We start from the raw sequence: 15,513 nt of genomic DNA on the forward strand, positions 1-15,513 counted from the left end.
GGGCTGCTCCGCCGGAGCCTCCTGGGCCTGCGGCTCGGGCGTCTCCCGCTCCTCGGCGGCCGGGGCGCCGCCGCCGGACGGCGCCTCGCCCTCGTCCCCGATGACGGCCAGTTCGGCGCCGACCTCGACGGTCTCGTCCTCGGCGACGGTGATGCTGGTCAGGACGCCCGAGGCGGGCGAGGGGATCTCGGTGTCGACCTTGTCGGTCGACACCTCCAGGAGCGGCTCGTCGGTCTCGACGCGCTCGCCCTCCTTCTTGAGCCAGCGGGTGACGGTGCCCTCGGTGACGCTCTCGCCGAGCTGGGGCATGGTGACGGAGACCGGCATGTCTCAGCGACTCCTTCGGAATACTTGTGCGGCGTTCAGCCGTGCACGTGCAGTGGTTTGCCGGCGAGGGCGAGGTGCGCCTCGCCGACCGCCTCGGACTGGGTCGGGTGGGGGTGGATCAGCTGGGCGACCTCGCCGGGCAGGGCCTCCCAGTTGTAGATGAGCTGGCCCTCCGCGATGAGCTCGCCGACGCGCGGGCCGACCATGTGGATGCCGAGGACGGGACCGTCCACGGCCGCGATCACCTTGACCTCGCCCTGCGCCCCCAGGATCTTGCTCTTGGGGTTGCCCGCGAGGTCGTAGGCGACCTCCTTGATCTCGTACCCGCGTTCGCGGGCCACGGCGGACGTGATGCCGACCGAGGCCACCTCGGGGTCGGAGTAGGTGATGCGGGGGACGCCGTCGTAGTCGATCGGGGCCGGGGCGAGGCCGCCGAGGCGCTCGGCGACGAGGATGCCCTCGGCGAAGCCGACATGGGCGAGCTGCGGCGTCTGGATCAGGTCCCCGACCGCGGAGATCGTGGGGACGTTCGTCCGGCAGTACTCGTCGACCTTGACGAACCCGCCCTCGGTCTCGACGCCGGCCTCGGCCAGGCCGATGCCCTCGGAGACCGGTGCGCGCCCCACCGCCACCAGCAGCAGCTCCGCGTCGACGTTCTTGCCGCCTTCCAGGGTCACGGAGACGCCGCCCTGGGTCGGCTTGACGCTCTCGAAGCGGGTGCCGACCTCGAACTTGATGCCGCGCTTGCGGAACGCCCGCTCCAGGCGCTTGGAGCCGGACTCCTCCTCCACCGGCAGCAGGTGCGGGAGGGCCTCGACGATCGTGACCTCCGCGCCGAACGAGCGCCACACGCTGGCGAACTCGACGCCGATCACGCCGCCGCCGAGGATGACGACCGATCCCGGGACGCGGTCGAGCCGCAGCGCGTGGTCGCTGGAGATGATCCGCTCGCCGTCGATCTCCAGGCCGGGCAGCGACTTCGGCACCGATCCCGTGCCGAGCACGATGTGCCGTCCCTCGATCGTCCGGGCCGTGCCGCCGTCGGTGGCGACCTCGACCGTCGTCGGCCCGGCCAGCCGGCCGGTGCCGTGCACGATCTCGATGCCCCGCGTCTTGATCAGCCCGGTGAGGCCCTTGACGGTCGTCGTGACGACCTTGTCCTTGTAGGCGTTCACACCGGCGATGTCGATGCCCTCGAACGTCGCCTTGACGCCGAACTTCGCGGCTTCGCGGGACTGGTCCGCCACCTCGGCCGCGTGCAGCAGCGCCTTGGTGGGGATGCATCCGCGGTTGAGGCACGTCCCGCCGAGGGACTCGTCGCGCTCGATGAGCGCTACCGACCTGCCGAGCTCGGCGGCGCGCAGCGCGCACGCGTATCCGCCGCTGCCGGCACCTAGGACGACGATGTCGAAGGGGCCGCTGTCAGCCACTGTCCGCTCCCTTTCCCGGTTGTGGCGCCGCGTGGATCGAGACGCCCTGGGCGGGGGCGGGGCGCACCGGTACACCGGGCCCCCGCCGCCACGAGAAATCTATTCTGTTCTCCGCCCCATGACAGCGGGCGGGCCCCCTACAGGATTCCGGCCGCGACGTCCTCGGCGATCTGGATGAGCGTCCGGGCCGCGGCGCCGGTGCCGCCCTTCGGGGTGTAGCCGTAGGGCTCGCCCTTGTTGAACGCCGGGCCCGCGATGTCGAGGTGGGCCCACCTGACGCCGTCCGGCACGAACTCCTTGAGGAACGTCCCGGCGACGAGCATGCCGCCCCACCGCTCACCGCTGATGTTGGCGATGTCGGCGACCGCCGAGTCGAGGCCCTTGCGCAGCTCCGCCGGGAGCGGCATGCCCCACGACGGCTCCCCGGCGCGCTCGGCCGCCGCGACCACCTTCTCACGTGCGTCGTCGTCGTTGGCCATGACCCCGGTGGTCCGGGTGCCGAGCGCGACGAGCTGCGCGCCGGTCAGCGTGGCCACGTCCACGATGAGGTCGGGGGAGTCCTCGCCCGAGCGGACGAGGGCGTCGGCCAGCACCAGGCGCCCCTCGGCGTCGGTGTTGAGGACCTCGACGGTCTTGCCGCCGTAGACGCGCAGCACGTCGGACGGGCGCTGGGCGGTGCCGCTCGGCATGTTCTCGGCGATGGCCAGGTAGCCGACCACGTTGACCTTGGGCGCGAGCCCGGCGATGCCGGCCAGCGCGCCGAGCACCGCGGCCGCCCCGCCCATGTCGGACTTCATCCAGTCCATGGCCTCCGCGGGCTTGAGGGACAGGCCGCCGGAGTCGAACGTGATGCCCTTGCCGACGAGCGCGAGGGTCTTGGACGCCTCGGGGTGGGTGTAGCCCAGGCGGACGAGCCGCGGCGGGTTCACCGAGCCCTGCCCGACGCCCGCGATGCCTCCGTAGCCGCCCTCCACCAACCCCTTCTCGTCGAGCACCTCGATGGACAGGCCGGCCTCCCCGGCGACCCGCTCGGCCTCGTCGGCGAGGTCCTCGGGGGACAGGTGGGACGGCGGGGTGTTGACGAGGTCGCGGACGAGCCGGACCGAGGCGGCGATGGTCCGGGCGCGCTCCACGGCGGCCTCCGCGGCCTCGCCGGAGGCCGGGCCGACCAGCCGGATCTCCGCGACCGGGCTCTTGTGCTCGCCGCCGGTGCGGTAGGAATCGAACGAGTAGGCGCCGAGCAGCGCGCCCAGCGCGACGGCCTCGACGCCCTCGGCGGGTCCCGCGCCCTCCGGGGCGGGCAGCGCGACGGCCACCCTGGCGGTGCCGGCGAGGGAGCGGATCGCGGCGCCCGCGGCGCGGCGCACGTCCTCGGCTGCGGGCTTCTCGCCCAGCCCCACGGCGACGACGACCTTGGCGGCGACGGCGCCGAGCGCGGGCAGCTTGGTGACCTCACCGGCCTTGCCGGTGGCGCCCAGCGCGCCCAGCGCCTCGGCGAGTCTCCCGTCCAGCGCGCGGTCGAGGTCCGCGGAGCCGGCGGCCGGGGCGGGGCCCGCCTCGGCCGGGGCGACTCCGATCACGATCGCGTCGACGTCGATTCCGGCCAGGGTGGCGCTGTCAAGGCTGATGCTCGTCACGTAGCACGATGTTAGTCCTCCCGATGACCGCTTTCGTCCTTTTGGATCAAGCATTGCCCGTCCCGGGGGCTCAGCGGCCCGGCGGGAGGGCGGCGAGAACGATCAAGGCGGCCGTGGTCGCGATCTCCACCAGAGCGCCCAGGACGTCGCCGGTCACGCCGCCGAGGCGGCGGACCGCGCGGCGGAGCACCAGGAGGGCGGCGGCGAGCGCGGCGGCCACCGCCGCCACCGCGTGGAGGGCGCCGCCGAGGCCCCCGGCCGCCGTGCCGGCCGCCGCGGCGGCGGCCAGGACCACCGCCGTCGCGGCGGACGCGGAGCGGGCGGGCACGGCGCCCGCCACCAGGGCGCCGAGGCCGCCGGGCCGCGCGGAGGGGACACCGGTGCGGCAGGCCCAGGGGAGCGCCAGGCGCCCGGCGGCCGACGCCACGAGAACCGCCACGGCGGGGTCCGGGGCCGCGGCGAGTGCGGCGACCTGGATCAGCAGCGTCAGGAGCAGGGTCACGACGCCGAACGGGCCGATGTCGGACCGCTTCATGATCGTCAACGCCTCGCCGGCGGGACGCCCGCTGCCCAGGCCGTCGGCGAGGTCGGCCAGGCCGTCCAGGTGCAGCGCCCTGGTGACCGCCGCCGTGGCGGCCACCGCGAGCGCCGCGGCCGGGAGGCCGGACAGGCCGAGCAGGCCGCCCGCCAGCAGCACCAGGGCGGCGGCGCCGCCGGTGATCAGGCCGACCGCCGGGGCGAGCAGCATGGCGGCGCGTGCGGTGCCCCGGTCCGCCCGCTCCGTGCCGAGCGGGACGACGGTGAGCAGCGTGACCGCCAGCCGCAGCCCGGCGATCACGCGAGCTCCGTGACGCGTCCCGCCACGACCAGCGCCGCGTCCTCCGACTCGGCCGCGAGCAGCCGGTTGATCTGGCCGAGCATGTCGCGGAACGCGCGCCCGGACGGAGTCGCGGGCACCAGCGACAGGCCGACCTCGTCGCTCACCGCGACCACGCGCGCCCGCGTCGTGCGCCATGCCGCGACGAGATCGTCCAGAAGCGGCTGGACGAGCGCCGGATCGTCCCACGCGGCGGCCTCGTCCATCGCGGCGGCGAGCCAGGTGCCGATGCCGTCCACCAGGACCGCGCCCGTCGCGGTCTCCAGAACACCCGCCAGGTCGGTCGTCTCGGCGGTGCGCCACCACGCCGGACGGCGGAGCCGATGAGCCGTGACGCGTTCGTTCCATTCCGCGTCGTCGTCGTTGACCGGGCCGGTCGCGACGTAGAGGACCTCGGGGCATGCCGCCAGGCGTAGCTCCGCCTCGGCGGACTTGCCCGACCGCGCCCCACCCAGGAGGAGGGTCCGGTGCGGGCCCTCTTGGGGGGCTTCCCAGAAGGCCATGCGGCGTTCCAGTTCCGCCGGCGACGAGATGCGGTGGTCCACGTGAACGGCCATCACTTCGGTCTTGGACGTCGCCGCTCCCACGCGCCGCAGATAGCCCAGGTGTTCGGGGGAGCCCACGAGGTCCAGCAGCACGGCGTCGTACTCCACGCCGTCCCCGGGCTCCGGCGCGGCGCCCGGGGCGGCCGCCACCAAGGCACGCCCTCCGCACGGGCCGTGGACGTCGTGCCCGCCGGGTATGCGCGTCCGGGGAAGATCGTCCAGCGGTCGTCCGTCGACGACGGCTGTGAACGGCTCATGCCGGACCCCTGCGGCGCGGAGCCTGGTGCAGGACGCGCAGCGGCACCCGTGCGCGGGCCAGCCCTCCGGCGCGGCGATGCCGCGAAGTTCGATGTTCATCCTGGCCCGAACCCTACGATTACGCTCACCTGGAAGGATCACGACGTCCCCGTCAGGAGGACCCCGGTGGGCAACCCCCCCAACGCACCATGGCCGGGCGCACAGCCACCCTACGGTTCGCCGCCGCCGGGCGGCGGGCCAGGCTGGCAGCCGGGTCCGCCCGGACCGCAGCCCCCGCCGCGCGGCAAGGGCGGCGGCGCCGGCCTGGTGATCGCGCTCGGCGCCGGCGGCCTGGTCCTGGTACTGGCCTTGGCCGCGGTCTTCTTCTTCGTCCTCCAAGACGGCGACGGCGGCGACGACGGTGGAGGCGGTGGCGGCGATCTCCAGCTGAAGGCCGGGAAGATCGCCGGCGGCGCCGAGGCCACGCCGCAGCCCGACGGGAGCCTGGCGATGGCCCGCCCGGGCGTCACGTCCCCCGTCGTGGACGTCTACGTAGACTTCGCCTGCCCGCACTGCGGCGACTTCGACCGCAAGCACGACCCCATGCTCAAGGAACTGGCGGTCTCGGGGGAGGCCAAGGTGGTCTTCCGGCCGATGCTGGTCTTCAACGAGGCCAACCAGCCGGCGCACGACAACTCGCTCCGCGCTGCGGCGGCGTTGCGCTGCGTCGGCGACGGCGCACGATGGCTCTCCTACCAGGACGCGCTCTACGCCAACCAGCCGCCCTCCCTCACCTCGACCGGCTACCCGAAGGCGGATCTGATCTCCTTCGCCGCCGAACTCGGCATCACCGGTGGCGACTTCACATCATGCGTCGAGTCCCAGCGCTACGCCGAGAGCGTGAAGAAGGTCAGCCAGGGCTACATATCGTCCGGGGTCCAGGGCACGCCCAGCGTGCAGGTGAACGGCCGCACCCTAAGCTCGTCCGAGATAGAGAGCCCTGACGCGATGCGCCGAGCCATCCAGGCCGCGTCCTAGAAACCTGTAACAACCCCGAGCTCGCACCAGGAACGGTCACGGAGTGAGCCGCTAGGCGAGCGCAGTGGGCCGGGCGGCAATGAACACAGGAGGTCGAGCGCGATGGCGTGGAGCTGGCGTTTGGAGAGGGCCGACGGGCGGACGGTCGGTGTTTCGGAGGAGACCTTCTCCACTCAGGCGGACGCGGAGAGCTGGCTGGGCGAGAACTGGCGAGGGCTGCGTGCCGAGGAGGTCGACAAGGTGGCCCTCCTAGACGGCGAGACGCTCGTCTACGAGATGAGCCTGCACGACCCGGAGTGACGGGGCCGAGTGAGCGCGGAAGGGCCGCGGGCGACGATCCCGCGGCCCTTCCGGCGGCCGCGCCGGCCGTCAGGGACGGCGGCTCGGGCTGACGGTCTTGCCGGGGTCGCGGATGACGACCGGGTCGAGGACGTCGTCGATCCGCTTCAGCACGTCGGCGTCCAGTTCCACTCCGGCGGCCTTCACGTTGTCGGTGACCTGTTCCGGACGCGACGCGCCCACGATCGCCGCCGACACGTTCGGGTTCTGCAGCGTCCAGGCGATGGCGAGCTGCGCCATCGACAGCCCGAGGTCGGCGGCGATGGGCCGCAGCTCCTGCACGCGGGCGAGCAGGTCGTCGTTCAGGTAGCGCTTGATCATGTCGGCGCCGCCCTTGTCGTCGGTGGCGCGCGACCCCTCGGGCAGCGGCTGCCCCGGCTTGTACTTGCCGGTGAGCACGCCCTGCGCGATCGGGGACCAGACGATCTGGCCGACGCCTTCCCGCTCGCACAGCGGGACGACCTCCTCCTCGATGACCCGCCACAGCATCGAGTACTGCGGCTGGCTGGAGACGATCCGGTCGAACCCCATCTCGTCGGCGATCCTGAGTGCGCGCTCGATCTCCTCGGCCCGCCACTCCGAGACGCCGACGTAGAGGACCTTGCCCTGCCGGACGAGGTCGTCGAACGCCCGCAGCGTCTCCTCCAGAGGCGTCTCGTAGTCGAACCGGTGGGCCTGGTAGAGGTCCACGTAATCGGTTCCGAGCCGGCGCAGGGAGGCGTGGGCGGACTCCATGATGTGCTTGCGCGACAGGCCCCGGTCGTTCCTGCCGGGGCCGGTGGGCCAGTAGACCTTGGTGAAGATCTCCAGGCCCTCGCGGCGCTGCCCCTTGAGCGCGCGTCCGAGGACGTCCTCGGCGCGCGTTCCGGCGTAGACGTCGGCGGTGTCGAAGGTGGTGATCCCCTCGTCGAGGGCCGCCCGCACGCACGCGCGTGCCGCGTCCTCCTCGACCTGGGAGCCGTGGGTGAGCCAGTTGCCGTACGCGATCTCGCTGATCTTCAGACCGCTCCGGCCCAGGTTTCGGAACTCCATGGCTCCCGACCCTAGCCCGCCGCTGATCGGGCCCGTGTCGAGCAGGAGGAGCGGGCCGGGGGCCGGCCGGTCAGACCTTCTCCTTCTCGCCGATCTTCACCTGCGGGTTGGGGATCCGCAGCCGCCGGATCTGCATGGCGCGCATCGCCGCGTACATGCCGACGCCCTTGGCGCTCTCCTCGGGGTAGCGCTCGGCGGCGAGCCTCTTGATCCCGCGGCTCAGCATGATGCCCTCGGCGAACACGACGAAGAGCAGCAGCGGCGGCGCGAACAGCACCAGCAGCCGGGCGACCGGAATCGGCATCATGCTCAGCAGCACGATCGCGAACATGGCGTACATGAGGTAGGAGCCGAACGTCCGCCGCGAGTCGACGTAGTCGCGCGCGAGCTTGCGCACCGGGCCCTTGTCCCGCTTGAGGAGGTGCGCCTCGTCGCCCTTGGCCATGCCCTGCCGGACCTTGGCGCGGTCGGTGGCCTGCTTCTCCCGCAGCTTCTTGTAGGCCTCCTTGCGGGTGGCCGGTGCGGTGATCGGCTGCCGGCGGAGTTTCTCGGCATCCCTGCGCTTGGGCGTGGGGCGGCCCTTGCCTCCCGGCTTTACTACCTGAGGAGGATTCGCCGGGGCCTCAGGGGTACGACGCTTGAACACAGGATCAGCCTACCGGGCTGCGAACATCGTGGCTGCCTCGCGCGTTAACGCGTAGGGTGATAAGAACCCCAGCAGTGGTCATTGAGCCCAGTTCACGACTGAGGCGACAGCACGAAGGGACCGGCGCCGCGCGATGAGCGTGATGAAAAGAATGTCGATGATCTTCAAGGCCAAGGCCAACAAGGCGTTGGACCGGGCGGAGGATCCTCGTGAGACCCTCGATTACTCCTACCAGCGACAGCTGGAGATGCTGCAGAAGGTCCGTCGCGGGGTCGCCGACGTCGCCACCTCGCGCAAGCGTCTCGAGCTGCAGATCAACCAGCTTGAACAGCAGCAGGAGAAGCTGACCGACCAGGGCAAGAAAGCGCTGCAGGTCGGCCGTGAGGACCTCGCCCGCGAGGCGCTGACCCGCCGGTCCGGGCTGGAGAGCCAGCTGAACGACCTGCGCGTCCAGTACCAGCAGCTGCAGGGCGAGGAGGAGAAGCTCACGCTCGCCTCCCAGCGGCTCCAGGCCAAGGTGGACTCCTTCCGCACCCGCAAGGAGACGATCAAGGCGACCTACACGGCGGCCGAGGCGCAGACCAAGGTCAACGAGGCGTTCTCCGGCATCTCCGAGGAGATGGGCGACGTCGGCCTGGCGATCCAGCGCGCCGAGGAGAAGACCGACACCATGAAGGCGCGCGCCGGCGCGATCGACGAGCTGCTGGCCTCGGGCGCCCTGGAGGACTTCTCCGGTCCCAAGGACGACATCCAGGCCGAGCTGGACCGGATGGGCTCCGGCCCCGGCGTCGACATGGAGCTGGAGCGGCTCAAGGCCGAACTCGGCCAGGGCCCCGCGCCCAAGCAGCTGAACGAGGGCAGCCCGACCGCGCAGCCGCAGCAGCAGGACACCCCCCAGCAGGCCCAGTGGCCGCAGAACCCCGGGGGTGCCCAGTGATCGTCCGCCTGATGGGCGAGGGTCAGCTGGACGTGGCCGACGAGGACCTGTCCGCCCTCAACACGCTCGACGACGAACTCGAGTCGGCGATCGAGTCGGGCGACGAGGCGACCTTCCGCGCCGCGCTGCACGCGCTGCTGGAGAACGTCCGCAAGGTGGGCAAGCCGCTTCCGCCGGACAGCCTGGCGCCGTCCGAGCTCATCCTTCCGCCGTCGGACGCGCACATCGACGAGGTGCGCTCGATGCTCGGGGACGAGGGCCTGATTCCCGACTGACACGCACGGGACCCGGCGGCCTCCCCCCGGCCGAACTGGGCAATCAGGCACAAAATCCGGGTCTCGTGCGTTATGACAACTGAATAACGAATCGGGGAACAAACAGGGGGTGGCCGCATGGCCAGTACGCGCTACGCCTCCGACCGGGGGCTGACGTCGCGCATGCTCGTGACGATGTTCCTGCTGGGGTTGGTCTACGTCGTCTTCGTGGGGGCGTTCTTCGTCTTCGTGCCCGAGTGGGCCTTCGTCGCGCTGGCCGTGGCGGGCCTGTTCCTGCTCGCCCAGTACTTCTTCTCCGACAAGATGACGCTGTTCGCCATGCACGGCAAGATCGTCTCCCCGGAGGAGGCGCCGGAGCTGCACGGCGTCATCGACCGGATCATCGCGCTGTCGGACGCCCCGAAGCCCAGGGTCGCGATCGCCGACACCGACGTGCCGAACGCGTTCGCCACCGGGCGCAACCAGAAGAGGGCCGTCGTCTGCGTCACCACCGGGCTGCTGCGCCGGCTCGACCCGGTCGAGCTGGAGGGCGTCCTCGCGCACGAGATGGCGCACGTCGCGCACAAGGACGTCGCGGTCATGACGATCGCCTCGTTCCTCGGCATCTGCGCCGGCCTGATCACCCGGTTCGGGCTGCACATCGGGCTGTGGGGCGGTTTCGGGCGCCGGAGCAACGACCAGAACACCGGCCTGATCCTGCTGGCCGTGGTCGCGGCCAGCGCCCTGGCCTACGCGATCAGCTTCCTGCTCACCCGGGCGCTGTCGCGCTACCGGGAGCTGTCGGCCGACCGGGCCGCAGCGCTGCTGACCGGCCGCCCCTCCGCGCTCGCCAGCGCGCTGACGAAGGTCAGCGGGGAGATCGCGCGGATCCCGACCAACGACCTGAGGTCCGCGCAGGCGTTCAACGCGTTCTTCTTCACGCCGGCGCTCGGCCGGGGCGTCAGCGTCTCGGCGCTGTTCTCGACGCACCCGCCGCTGGACAAGCGGCTCGCCCAGCTCTCGAAGATCTCCGAACAGCTCAGCAGGGGAGTCTGATCCGTGGGTTTCCTGGACACGTTGCTCGGCCGCTCCAAGCCGGTCAAGCCCGACCTGGACCGGATCTTCGGGCTGTCGACGGCGGCCATCACGCTGGAGGCCGCGACGGGGTTCACCCCGACCGGACTCGGCTCGGTGTGCTTCCGCGCCGCGGAGGGCGGGGCGTTCGCGCGGCTGCAGCGCGATGTCCAGGAGCTGCTGGACGCCGACGAGGGACCCAAGGTCGAGATCAGCACGGACTCCTACGGCTACACCTGGCTGCTCGCCAAGCACAGCCCCGAGGAGCTGCCCGACCTCGTCACCGACCTGCACGCGGTGAACGCGACGCTGGAGTCCGGCGGGTTCGGCCCGCACCTGCTGTGCTCGCTGGCGGGCTTCCGCGGGCCCGACGGGCAGCGCCTCGCCCTCGTCTACCTCTACAAGCGCGGCACGTTCTACCCGTTCGCCCCGCTCCCGGCTGACAAGCGCGACAACGCGCTCGAACTCCAGGTGCGCGGCGCGGTCGGCGCCGACCTGGCGTTCGAGGACGACCTCGCCCGCTGGTTCCCCGTCTGGGGCGCCCCGGGCCTGTGATCTCCCGGTCGTAACCATCTCGTATCCGGGTTTTGTGTCATAAGACGCTGAACGCCGTACCCGGCCGGGCTAGCGTCGGGCCATGGCGCCCTCCCGTGACGCACCCGACTCCGGGCTGACCTGGCGGATGCTCGCCACGGCGGCCCTGGTCGCGCTCGTGTACACGGCCGCCGTGCTGCCCGCGTTCCTCGCCGGTCCGGTGTGGGGCGCGGCCGCGGCGGCCGCCGCGGTGGCCCTCGCGGTCGTCTCGGCCCGGGCGGCGGACCGGCTGGCGCTGTACGCGATGGACGCGCGCCCGGTCGGCTCCGACGAGGAGCCGGAGCTGCACGCCGTCCTTGACCGGCTGTGCATGTCGTCCGGCCTGCCCAAGCCCCGCCTCGCCGTCTCCCCGCTGGAGATGCCCAACGCGTTCGCCGCCGGGTCGGGCCCCGGCTCGGCGGTGGTGTGCGTCACCGCCGGGCTGCGCTCGCGCCTCGAACCGGCCGAGCTCGCGGCCGTCCTCGCCCACGAGACGGCGCACGTCGCCAACCGGGACGTGCTCGTCGGGGCGGTCGCCGCGTTCCCCGGCCTGTGCGCGGGCCTGTTCCTCGGCTGGTGGACGGGCCTCGTGACCGGCCGGGACAAGTACGGCGCCGGACGCGTCGCGGCCGTGGCGGGCGGGGTGGTCCTGCTGCCGCTCGGGGTGGCGGCGGCGGTGCTCCACGGCGTCGGGACGCTGGTCGGGCTCGCTCTGTCGCGGCACCGTGAGCTGTGCGCCGACTCCACGGGCGCGCTGCTGACCGGGCGTCCCGCCGACCTCGCGTCCGCCCTGGGCAAGATCAGCGACGGCCTGCGGGACGCGTCCCGGAACGATCTGCGGGCGCTGCGCCCGGTGAGCGCCCTGTGCGTGGTCGGGGCGCGCGGCGGGAGCGTGGACGGCCTGCTGTCCAGCCATCCGACGCTGGAGGCGCGCACCGAGCGGCTGTCGGCCATCTCCTGGCGGCTCGCGAGCGGCGGCTGACGTGGGGATCCTGGACGGGCTGCTCGGACGGTACACGCCCGGCATGCCCGACCTGGACCGGCTGTTCGAGCTGCCCGCCGCCGCACCGGCGCTGGAGGCCGCGACGGGCTTCGCCCCGGACGGTACGGGCGCCGTCTGCCACCGCCTCGTGGAGGGCGGTCCGTTCGGCGCGTTCGACCGTGCGCAGCGGGACGTCGTCCGGCTGCTGCACGGCGACGAGACCCGCGAGACGGGGCTGAGCGCGGGCCCGCACGGCTGGGCCTGGGCGCACGTCACCCGGCCGCCGGACGCGTTCGAGCGGCTGGTCTCCGACCTGCACATGGTCAACGCCACGCTGACCGCCGCCGGATACGGGCCGTACCTGCTGTGCACGGTGGCCGGCTTCCGCCGGGGGGACGGGCCGCAGCGGCTGCTCCTGGTCCATGCGCCGGGCCGCGGGACCTTCTACCCGTTCGCCCCGCGCGTCCCCGGTGAGACCGGCGAGCCGGGGACGCGCCGCCGCAACAACCTCGTCGAGACCCAGGCCCGAGACGCCCTCGCCGACGACCTCACCATGGAACCGGACACGGCCCGCTGGTTCCCCGTCTGGGACGCCCCCGGCGTCACCTGAAACGACCCCGGCCACGCACCCGAGCGCGCGACCTGACCGGTGAGGCGACGCCGGAGGCGAGCCTCACCGGAAGATCGCCAGTGAGCTAAAGCGCGAGCATTCGGTCGAGGGCGGTGCGGGCGTGGCGGGCGGTGTCCTCGTCCACCTGGATGACGTTCTCCACGTCGCCGCGGGCCAGCGTCTCCAGCGACAGCACCAGGTGAGGAAGGTCGATGCGGTTCATCGTCGAGCAGTAGCAGACGGTCTTGTCGAGGAACATGACGTTCTTGTCCGGGTGCGCGTTCGCCAGCCGCCGGACCAGGTTCAGCTCGGTGCCGATGGCCCAGGACGATCCCGGCTCGGCCGCCTCGATCGCCTCGATGATGTACTCGGTCGAGCCGACCTCGTCCGCGGCGGTGACGACCTCGTGCCGGCACTCCGGGTGCACCAGGACGTTCACTCCGGGGACGCGCTCCCTGACCTCGTTCACCGAGTCCAGGCTGAACCGGCCGTGCACCGAGCAGTGGCCGCGCCAGAGGATCATCTTGGCGTCCTGCAACTGCCGCGGAGTCAGGCCGCCCCCGCGGCGGTGCGGGCTGTAGACCACGCAGTCGTCCAGGGAGAAGCCCATCTGCAGGACCGCGGTGTTGCGGCCGAGGTGCTGGTCGGGCAGGAACAGGACCTTCTTGTTTCCACCGCCCGAACCTGCCTCGCCCTTGCCGTAGGCCCAGTCCAGAGCGCGCTTGGCGTTGGACGAGGTGCACACCACACCGCCGTGCCGTCCGACGAACGCCTTGATGTCGGCCGACGAGTTCATGTAGGTGACCGGGACCACGTCGTCGGCGATGCCCGCGTCCTCCAGGACCTCCCAGCACTCCTCGACCTGGTCGAAGGTGGCCATGTCGGCCATCGAGCAGCCCGCGCCGAGGTCGGGCAGGATCACCTGCTGGTGGGGCGCGGTCAGGATGTCGGCCGACTCCGCCATGAAGTGGACGCCGCAGAACACGACGTAGGACGCCTCGGGCCGTGCCGCCGCCTTCTGGGCCAGCTTGAACGAGTCGCCGGTGACGTCCGCGAACTGGATCACCTCGTCCCGCTGGTAGTGGTGGCCGAGCACGAACACCCTCTCGCCGAGGGCGGCCTTGGCGGCGCGGGCGCGCTCGACCAGCGCGGGGTCGGAGGCCGGCGGCAGCTCGCCGGGGCAGTCCACGCCGCGTTCGCTGGCCGGGTCGGCGCCGCCTCCGAGCAGCAGCAGTTGGGTGGTCACGGCGGGCTCCCTTCACGACGGGGCTTATCGTCGCTTTGACGACTAATGATGGCACATCCCCGGCCCGCCCGGGATGTGACGTAGACCGCACCGTCGCCTAGCGTTAGAAGGGACGGATAAGCGGAATGGCCATGTGGCGAGGTACGTTGTCCTACGGGAAGGGGCGTACGCGTCCTCGGACAAGCGACAGCCCGCCGCCCCGCGCGGCGTTAGCGAGACCCGGGAGCTGAACACATGACGGTTTCAGGTGAGACCACGCAGGAGACCACGCAGGGCGTCGTCCTCACCGACGCTGCCGCCGAGAAGGCCAGAGGCCTGCTCGAGCAGGAGGGCCGCGACGACCTCGCGCTGCGTGTCGCGGTGCAGCCGGGCGGCTGCTCCGGCCTGATCTACCAGCTCTTCTTCGACGAGCGGCAGCAGGACGGCGACCAGATCCAGGACTTCGGCGGCCTGGCCGTGCGCGTCGACCGGATGAGCGCGCCCTATCTCACCGGCGCCACCATCGACTTCGTCGACTCGATCGAGAAGCAGGGCTTCACGATCGACAACCCGAACGCGTCGGGTTCCTGCGCCTGCGGCGACTCCTTCAACTGAGCCGGGACCCCGTGAGAGGCGGCCGGAAACCTTTCCCGGCCGCCTCTTTCCGGTTGCCGGAGGTACTCCGGTCGTGATCCTCGGTGCGGCGGGGGGTTACGCTTTCCGGGTTCGAAACAGCCGGTGAACAGCCGGACGACCACGACGAGGAGAGCGACTCCGTGCGCATCGCCGTGACAGGCTCCATCGCGACCGACCATCTGATGACCTTCCCCGGAAGGTTCACCGACCAGCTACTGCCCGACCAGCTCGACCGCGTGTCGCTGTCGTTCCTGGTGGACGAGCTCGAGATCCGGCGCGGCGGCGTGGCCGGCAACATCTGCTTCGGCATGGCCAGCCTCGGCAAGGAATCGATCCTGGTGGGCTCGGTCGGGGACGACTTCGCCGACTACCGCTCCTGGCTCGACCGGCACGGTGTCGACACCGCCTCGGTGCACGTGTCGGAACTGCGGCACACCGCCCGGTTCCTGTGCAACACCGACCAGGACCAGAACCAGATCGCCACCTTCTACGCGGGCGCGATGAGCGAGGCCAGGGAGATCGAGCTGCAGCCGGTGGCCGACCGCGTCGGCGGCCTCGGGATGGTGCTGATCAGCCCGAACGACCCCGAGGCGATGCTGCGGCACACCGACGAGTGCCGCGACCGCGGCATCCCGTTCGCCGCGGACCCGTCCCAGCAGCTCGCCCGCATGGACGGCGCGGAGGTGCGCCGCCTCATCGACGGTGCCTCCTACCTGTTCACCAACGAGTACGAGAAGGCGCTCTGCGAGGAGAAGACCGGCTGGTCCAGCGAGGACATCCTCTCCCGCGTCGGCGTCCGCGTCACCACTCTCGGCGACAAGGGCGTCACCATCGACCGGAAGGGCGAGGAAGGGGTGCACGTCCCCTGCGTCTCCGTCGACTCCATCGTCGACCCGACCGGCGTCGGCGACGCGTTCCGCGCCGGGTTCCTGACGACCCTCGGCTGGCAGCTGTCCCTGGAGCGCGCCGCCCAGGTCGGCAACACCATCGCCGCGTACGCCCTCGGGGTCGGCGGGCCGCAGGAGTACACGCTCGCCCGCCAGGCGTTCCTCGACCGCTTCGCCGCCGCCTACGGCTCCGGCGCCGCCGACGAGATCGCCCCCCACATCAGCTG

18 protein-coding genes are annotated in these 15,513 nt (G+C 71.9%); 10 read left to right on the forward strand and 8 right to left on the reverse strand.

Annotation, left to right across the window (positions count from 1 at the left end; genetic code table 11):
• The 5 genes from E1281_RS25995 to E1281_RS42115 all read right to left on the reverse strand — a co-directional run.
• Positions 1–327 (reverse strand): biotin/lipoyl-containing protein (locus tag E1281_RS25995; RefSeq protein ID WP_347813310.1); only part of this gene is annotated, 327 nt, incomplete at its 3' end.
• Between the two features lie 35 nt (positions 328–362).
• Complete coding sequence (gene lpdA / locus E1281_RS26000) at positions 363–1,757, reverse strand: dihydrolipoyl dehydrogenase (RefSeq protein WP_131882295.1); 1,395 nt, start codon at positions 1,755–1,757, stop codon at positions 363–365.
• Between the two features lie 137 nt (positions 1,758–1,894).
• Positions 1,895–3,394, reverse strand: coding sequence for a leucyl aminopeptidase (locus E1281_RS26005; protein WP_243717409.1), 1,500 nt, complete (start codon positions 3,392–3,394; stop codon positions 1,895–1,897).
• 70 nt (positions 3,395–3,464) lie between these two features.
• The gene (locus E1281_RS26010; protein ID WP_165959108.1) at positions 3,465–4,232 is read right to left on the reverse strand and encodes an adenosylcobinamide-GDP ribazoletransferase; all 768 of its coding nucleotides are present in this window, start codon (positions 4,230–4,232) and stop codon (positions 3,465–3,467) included.
• Positions 4,229–5,173 (reverse strand): bifunctional adenosylcobinamide kinase/adenosylcobinamide-phosphate guanylyltransferase, encoded by a 945-nt coding sequence (locus E1281_RS42115; protein WP_165959109.1) that lies wholly within the window; start codon positions 5,171–5,173, stop codon positions 4,229–4,231. The genes E1281_RS26010 and E1281_RS42115 overlap by 4 nt, the downstream gene beginning before the upstream one ends.
• Before the next feature lie 66 nt (positions 5,174–5,239).
• On the opposite strand from E1281_RS42115, the gene E1281_RS26020 reads away from it, so the two are divergent.
• Together E1281_RS26020 and E1281_RS26025 are read left to right on the forward strand one after the other, a co-directional pair.
• Entirely contained in the window at positions 5,240–6,091 is an 852-nt protein-coding gene (locus E1281_RS26020; protein WP_131882299.1) for a thioredoxin domain-containing protein, read from the forward strand.
• Positions 6,092–6,211: 120 nt separating this feature from the next.
• Positions 6,212–6,391 (forward strand): hypothetical protein, encoded by a 180-nt coding sequence (locus E1281_RS26025; protein ID WP_347813311.1) that lies wholly within the window; start codon positions 6,212–6,214, stop codon positions 6,389–6,391.
• Between the two features lie 69 nt (positions 6,392–6,460).
• Here E1281_RS26025 and E1281_RS26030 read toward each other — a convergent pair whose 3' ends face one another.
• The gene (locus E1281_RS26030) at positions 6,461–7,462 is read right to left on the reverse strand and encodes an aldo/keto reductase family protein (RefSeq protein ID WP_131882301.1); all 1,002 of its coding nucleotides are present in this window, start codon (positions 7,460–7,462) and stop codon (positions 6,461–6,463) included.
• A gap of 70 nt (positions 7,463–7,532) precedes the next feature.
• Positions 7,533–8,108 (reverse strand): DUF3043 domain-containing protein, encoded by a 576-nt coding sequence (locus E1281_RS26035; RefSeq protein ID WP_131882302.1) that lies wholly within the window; start codon positions 8,106–8,108, stop codon positions 7,533–7,535.
• 133 nt (positions 8,109–8,241) lie between these two features.
• On the opposite strand from E1281_RS26035, the gene E1281_RS26040 reads away from it, so the two are divergent.
• The 6 genes from E1281_RS26040 (at position 8,242) to E1281_RS26065 (ending at position 12,538) form a co-directional block, all read left to right on the forward strand.
• The gene (locus E1281_RS26040; RefSeq protein WP_131882303.1) at positions 8,242–9,045 is read left to right on the forward strand and encodes a PspA/IM30 family protein; all 804 of its coding nucleotides are present in this window, start codon (positions 8,242–8,244) and stop codon (positions 9,043–9,045) included.
• Entirely contained in the window at positions 9,042–9,320 is a 279-nt protein-coding gene (locus E1281_RS26045; RefSeq protein WP_131882304.1) for a hypothetical protein, read from the forward strand. The genes E1281_RS26040 and E1281_RS26045 overlap by 4 nt, the downstream gene beginning before the upstream one ends.
• Before the next feature lie 117 nt (positions 9,321–9,437).
• On the forward strand, positions 9,438–10,355 hold the full coding sequence (htpX, locus tag E1281_RS26050) for a zinc metalloprotease HtpX (protein WP_131882305.1): 918 nt from the start codon (positions 9,438–9,440) through the stop codon (positions 10,353–10,355).
• A 3-nt stretch (positions 10,356–10,358) separates the two neighbouring features.
• A complete protein-coding gene (locus tag E1281_RS26055) occupies positions 10,359–10,928 on the forward strand; it encodes a hypothetical protein (protein ID WP_131882306.1) in 570 nt (189 codons plus the stop codon).
• Between the two features lie 82 nt (positions 10,929–11,010).
• Complete coding sequence (locus E1281_RS26060) at positions 11,011–11,928, forward strand: M48 family metalloprotease (RefSeq protein WP_131882307.1); 918 nt, start codon at positions 11,011–11,013, stop codon at positions 11,926–11,928.
• 1 nt (position 11,929) lies between these two features.
• Complete coding sequence (locus E1281_RS26065) at positions 11,930–12,538, forward strand: hypothetical protein (RefSeq protein ID WP_131882308.1); 609 nt, start codon at positions 11,930–11,932, stop codon at positions 12,536–12,538.
• An 85-nt stretch (positions 12,539–12,623) separates the two neighbouring features.
• Here E1281_RS26065 and nadA read toward each other — a convergent pair whose 3' ends face one another.
• Positions 12,624–13,784 (reverse strand): quinolinate synthase NadA, encoded by a 1,161-nt coding sequence (nadA, locus tag E1281_RS26070; RefSeq protein WP_131882309.1) that lies wholly within the window; start codon positions 13,782–13,784, stop codon positions 12,624–12,626.
• 234 nt (positions 13,785–14,018) lie between these two features.
• Between nadA and E1281_RS26075 the strand changes: the two genes are divergently transcribed.
• Both E1281_RS26075 and E1281_RS26080 read left to right on the forward strand, forming a co-directional pair.
• Positions 14,019–14,378 (forward strand): iron-sulfur cluster assembly accessory protein, encoded by a 360-nt coding sequence (locus tag E1281_RS26075; protein WP_131882310.1) that lies wholly within the window; start codon positions 14,019–14,021, stop codon positions 14,376–14,378.
• A gap of 161 nt (positions 14,379–14,539) precedes the next feature.
• A partial coding sequence (locus tag E1281_RS26080) for a carbohydrate kinase family protein (protein ID WP_131882311.1) occupies positions 14,540–15,513 on the forward strand: 974 nt, incomplete at its 3' end.

This window comes from Actinomadura sp. KC345, assembly GCF_004348515.1.
Taxonomy (GTDB): domain Bacteria; phylum Actinomycetota; class Actinomycetes; order Streptosporangiales; family Streptosporangiaceae; genus Spirillospora.